Annotated in this window: 3 protein-coding genes; all 3 read left to right on the top strand. The window is 66.6% G+C overall.

All coding sequences use genetic code 11. The features are described from left to right. Nucleotides 1-321: 321 nt before the first annotated feature. The 3 genes from ACFWFZ_RS34305 (at nt 322) to ACFWFZ_RS34295 (ending at nt 5,427) form a co-directional block, all read left to right on the top strand. Nucleotides 322-930: a hypothetical protein gene (locus ACFWFZ_RS34305; RefSeq protein WP_387127942.1), complete on the top strand. Its 609-nt coding sequence runs from the start codon at nt 322-324 to the stop codon at nt 928-930. Nucleotides 931-1,021: 91 nt separating this feature from the next. Continuing rightward, on the top strand, nt 1,022-2,299 hold the full coding sequence (locus tag ACFWFZ_RS34300; RefSeq protein WP_387127940.1) for a lanthionine synthetase C family protein: 1,278 nt from the start codon (nt 1,022-1,024) through the stop codon (nt 2,297-2,299). Further along, the gene (locus tag ACFWFZ_RS34295) at nt 2,296-5,427 is read left to right on the top strand and encodes a lantibiotic dehydratase (protein ID WP_387127938.1); all 3,132 of its coding nucleotides are present in this window, start codon (nt 2,296-2,298) and stop codon (nt 5,425-5,427) included. Before ACFWFZ_RS34300 ends, ACFWFZ_RS34295 begins: the two co-directional genes overlap by 4 nt. The last annotated feature ends 301 nt before the right edge of the window (nt 5,428-5,728 follow it).

Here is a 5,728-nt window from a genome sequence, read left to right as displayed (position 1 = left end):
CGCGCGTCGCTGGCTGCAGACACGCTCTTGATCTCGAACGGCCAGAGTTCAGCGGTCTCTGCGACACCACCGACATCACGAGTTCAAGTTCAGTACAGTAACCCTGCATCGCTGCCGAAAGCGCGGCGGAGTCGTTCGGCTGACAAACTCCGTGGTCGGCTGCGTCCACCTGAGAACCGCGACGGCGGTGGCCCGGCCGTCTGTTCCCGCAAAATCACCCGGATGCTCCTGGCGGCCCCACCTGAAGTGAGAAATAATGGGACACACGTGAAATTCTGGGTGTAGGCAGTCGGGAACTGAGACCTGCGTAGGGAGCGCATCATGGCCGACCCTGCGCACGAGGGCGGTTCCAGAGAAGGCGAAGGATCACAGGACCCTCTCGTCGAGAAGTTGCGTCCTGACCCGCCACAGCCGCCGATCACTGGCGTGACTCTGAACGGGCTACTCGGGGACAGCGATCGCCCCGGCCACAGGCGTCTTTACTTCACTGCAGAGCTCGACTACTTCATCGAGTTCTCCGTCGATGACGTCCTGCACAGTGCGCGCATTCCTCCGGACAAGGCGCCGTTTCCGGGGAGCGAAGCCACGCAGATCACCTTGAGGAAAGGTGCTGATATCGCCTACACGCACACTATGGCGGCCCGCCCGCCGGACGAATTCGATCTGAACGTCAGGCGCCGACGCGCAAGGATTGCGGGCTACACGGCTCCGGGTGAGACGGGGTACTCGATGCACACATGCGACACCGATACCCGGGAAGAATGCCATACCGCGGGCTGGTACACCTGCACCTGTACGACGTGTCAATCGTGTCAAACGTGCGAACCCACGGCGTGCGATGCGGCGTCGTGCGAAACCGCGCAGGATTGCCCGGATCCCTGGGTGTACACGCTCAGTTGCATCGTGACGGCCTGCACCCCTGCTTGCTGACGCCGAAAGAAGCCAAGTGTTTGGTTACACCACATGCCACAGTGAACCCTCGTCGTCCTGGGGCAGCGCTCTCGACGCAGGCCGACGAAGTATGGCGCTGTTCGTCGCACGTGATGTCGCTGTACGCGTTACCGACCGGGCACGCATCATGAAGTCTCTTCCGCTCGCCCGCCGCCAGTCGCGGTATCCGGAGTTTGTCAACTGGAACCCGTACGGACTCGCCGATGGAAACTCCGGAATTGCCGTGATGTGCTCCTACTTCGATCAGTGTCTTCCCGTAGAGGGATGGGATGCGATCGGCCACGAGTTCCTTGCTGAAGGAATGGCCGCCGTGGAGTCGAGCGACGCTATGCATTCCGGCCTATTCGCAGGGCTCGGCGGCTTCGCGTTTGCTCTGGAGTCATTCAGCCGGGACGGTGACCGCTATCAAAGAGCGCTCGCCCTCGTCGATGCGATGCTCGCGCCGCAGGGGTTGGCGGTCGCTACGAGGATGGGAACGAGCCGACCCGGCATGCCGGTGAACGCGTTCGATCTGATCTCCGGGGCGAGCGGGCTCGCGTCATACCTGCTGAGACGCGATTCGCACGGCATTCTTCCCGAGATTCTGACTGCCCTGGTCCGGCTTACGGAGCAGGTGGACGGGATGCCGCGCTGGGCCACCCCGGCAGAGTATCTGCAGACCGAATTGGCGCGCCGTCTCTATCCCTCGGGAAACTTCAACTGCGGACTCGCGCACGGCATCCCCGGGCCGCTGGCCATCCTGTCACTTGCACTGCGAGCCGACCACGAGGTCCCCGGGCAAGCCGAGGCGATCAGCGTCCTGGCCCAGTGGCTACTGTCATACCGCGTCGAGGACGCCTGGGGAGTGAACTGGCCCGACGCCGTGGCGATGACGCCGGAAGGGCTCCCGGCGCCTAAACAGGAGCCGACCCCTACGCGAAGCGGCTGGTGCTACGGCACCCCGGGGGTGGCTCGCTCCTTGTGGCTCGCCGGGGAAGCCACGAATGATGAAGACCTGCGCCGCATGGCGGTCGACGGAATGGTCGGCGTCCTACGACGTCCCTTCGCGTTGCGGCATCTCACCTCACCCACGTTCTGCCATGGGGTCGCCGGACTGCTCCACACGGTGCTGCGGTTTTCTCACGACACTGCGCTGGACCGCTTTGCTGACTCCGTCACCGGGCTCACCGACCGGCTCCTGGCCGCCTACGAGCCCGAGCGGCCGTTCGGCTACGCCTCCGTGGAGGCAGAGGACACCGCAGTGGACCGAGCCGGGCTGCTCGACGGTGCCGCCGGCGTCGCCATGACCCTCCTCGCCGCCGCCACGGGCGTCGAGCCGGTCTGGGATCGGATCTTCCTCCAGTCATGACCAGGCACGACCGCTCACTCCCGAGCCACCGCGGCATCGGTCCGGCGCTCTATGAACCACTCGAATGGGCCCTGGTGCGGGCCCCGCTGCTCCCCACAGATGCACGCCAGGCAGCCCCCGAGGCCGGCTCCGACGCCTCCCTCGCCCCACGCGATCCGTTGCTACGCCTCGCGCTGTGGGTGGCCAGCCCCGACCTCGCCGCGGCGCTGGAACGGACCGGCCCGCAGGACCGATCGGCTCCCCGGCTGCTCCGCAAGCTCAGGCGGTATCTCATCAGGATGACCACCAGGCCGACCCCCTTCGGCCTGTTCGCCGGAGTCAGCCTGGCGCGGTGGGCTCCGGCTACAGATTTCGCCTTCACCCCGGCTGCGTCACGCACTCGTACGCGGGCCGACATGGGATTGCTGCACGACCTGACGGTGCAGCTCGACGCCGACAGGGACATCAGCCCTCACCTCCGCCTCATCACCCATCCCGCGATCCTCCTGCGCAGTGGTCGTGCCACCCTCACCAATGGTCCCGGAGTGGGAACCTCCGTGCGGGCAACCTCCGCCGTGCGCCGTGTGCTCACCGCCGCACGGACACCCATCTGCCGGGCCGACCTGGAAAAGGCGGTCTCGGACGCGCCCGGAGCCACCCCGGAGAAGGTCGGCCGATTGGTGGAAGACCTGCGCGCGCAGGGCTTCCTGATCTCAGAGCTGCGCCCGGCGCCAACCAGCGGCGACCCGGTGACGCGCCTGCGTGCCTGTCTTGAGGTCACCCCGTCTCGCCATGCTCGGGACAAGGCCCGGGAGCTGACCCGGCTGGCCCATGCGTGCACCCAGTGGGATCGGCTGCCCCTCGACCAGAAAGCAGAGCACCTGCCTGCCCTCCTCCAGCGCGTGGGCAAGCTGCGTGCCGACACGGTGGGCACGCCAAGTCTTGTACAGACGGACACGGCACTCTCGCTTCAGGCCGCCGCTCTTCACACCTCGGTGGCCGCCGAAGCGGCTGCGGCCGCCGAACTGCTCCTGAGCTTGAGCCCCTTCCCCACGGGAATGCCGCACATGGCAGCCTATCGCCGGGCCTTCAAAGCCCGATACGGGCCATACCGACAGGTTCCTCTACTCGAGCTTCTCGACCCCTCGACGGGACTCGGGGAACCCTCCGCACACGGAACGCGCGATAGCGGAACGCCCAGCCGACAGTGGCGTGACCGGGCGCTGCTCGACCTGGCCCTAAAAGCAAACCGCGAACATCGCACGGTATTGGAGCTCAACGACGACGTCCTCGCACGGCTGGCAACGTCCGAGCCCAGCCCGGAGAACGTCCCGCCCTCACTCGACCTGTCGTTCTCCCTTGCGGCCACCTCTCCGACGGCCATCGACAGAGGGCACTTCCAGCTCGTTGTCGGACCTCAGCCGGGCGCGCCGGCTGCCGGCCGCACCCTCGGGCGGTTCGCCGACCTCCTTGGCCCGGCTGCCTGCGACGCGCTTGCGGAGCTGGCCCGCACCGAGCAGGAGCGTGAGCCGCACGTGCTGTTCGCCGAGGTGGTGTACGCCCCCAACCCTCCCCGCTCCGCGAACGTCGGGCTGCGACCCGCCGTCCGGGACCACCAGATCGTCGTCGACGCCTGGCCCGGCACGTCAGCACAGGGAGTCATCCCTGTCAGCGAGCTCGTCGTCGGTCTTCGAGCCGACCGCTTCGTGATCGGCTGGCCTGCGGGCGGAGTTGAGGTGAGCGGAGTCCAGGGCCACATGCTCAATCCCAGGAGAGCGCCCGCCGCCGCGCGGTTCCTGCTCGAAGCCACCCATGACGGCAGGTGCCAGCTCACCTCGTTCTCCTGGGGGCCGGCAGCCGGTTTCTCGTTCCTGCCCCGAGTGCAGCGGGGTCGGACCGTCCTGTCCCTCGCCCAGTGGCGGCTCAACCCTGCGGACGTACTCGGGCCCGGCTCCGGCGATGATTTCACGGCGGCGCTGTCGGCCTGGCAGACCACATGGGACGTCCCTCGTCATCTGTACCTGTCGGTCGGCGACAATCGTCTCCTCCTCGACCTCCACGACTCAAGGGACGTCGAACTGCTCCGCGAGGAGCTCAAGACGGTTTCCGCCGGCCAGTCCGCTCTGCTCCACGAAGCCCTGCCGGGATCGGAGCACGCCTGGCTGACGGGGACGGACGGCGGCCATATGTGCGAGGTTGTCGCGCCTATGGTGAGACGCCGGGGAAAGCCGTCCCGCAGCAGCCCGCCCCTCGTCACCCATACTGTTGAACCGGAGGCGAGCCTGCGCCCACCGGGCAGTGACTGGCTGTATCTGAAGCTCTACTGCGATCCTCGACACGAGGACCACCTGATCGGCAGCTCTCTTGACGGCTTCGGAAAGTACGTCACCCAGTCCGGTCTCTCGGATGGTTGGTTCTTCGTACGTTACGCGGACCCGGAGCACCATGTGCGTCTCCGCTTCCACGGGAACCCGGCCACGCTCATCGGTCCGCTGATGGAGCACGCATGTGCCTGGGCCGGCGGGCTGCAGGCCGACGGCTTCTGCACGAGGTTCTCCTTCGAGACCTATGAACGTGAAGTCGATAGGTACGGGGGTTGGGAGGGGATGGCGGCCGCGGAGGCACTCTTCATGGCTGACAGCCCGAGCGTCGCCGCCATGCTCCGCGCGCATTCCGCAGGCTGGCTGGGCGTCGACCTGTTGGAGCTTGCCGTGATCAGCATGGACGACCTGCTCTCCTGCTTAGGCCTGTCGCACGAGGAGCGGGCGGTCTTCTCCTACGGCGGCTCGCCGCAATCACGCGTCGGCGGTTCCGAGTACCGGAGGCGGAAAAACGAGCTGCGTCAGGCACTGGGCGCTTCCCTTCCGGCAAACGGTGAAGTGTCCCGTCTGCTGAGTGCACGGCGCTCGGCGCTCGAACCGGCCATCGGCATGATCAAATCACTCCATCGCGACGGTCGCCTGCTGCGCTCTGTCAACGAGCTGTCTCACAGCTACGTACACCTGCATGCCAACCGCCTCTTCGGAACGGACTCCTTAGAGGAGTCGCTGGCTGTGGAACTGCTCCGCCGCACCCGAGCCAGCTTGATCCGCGCTCCCGTGACCTGGACTCCAGCATTGGAGCACCCTGAGTGCAACGGACTTCGATAGCGTGCGGGCGGGCCCCGCGCCACGGAGGCATTGAGCCGGCTCGGGTCCCTGAGCAGACCCCACCTTCGACGGCACCCGCGTGCCGGCGCACCTTGGCGTGCGACACCGTGCTCATCTGGGACAACCTCAACGTCCACAAAGCCGCAGACCTGAAGAAGTTCGCCGAAGCCTAGGACCGGCTGACTAGCTACTACGTGCCGCCCTAACTTGATCTTTAACCTGTGCGGCGGGGTCGTGGGGTCGTGGGCTTGGCCTTCCTGGACGCTGCAGTGCCCGTTGTGCGGGGTCTGTGGACGTCATG

The sequence above is a fragment of the Streptomyces sp. NPDC060232 genome (assembly GCF_042726555.1).
Taxonomy (GTDB): domain Bacteria; phylum Actinomycetota; class Actinomycetes; order Streptomycetales; family Streptomycetaceae; genus Streptomyces.
This window is presented reverse-complemented; position numbering and strand designations above follow the sequence as displayed.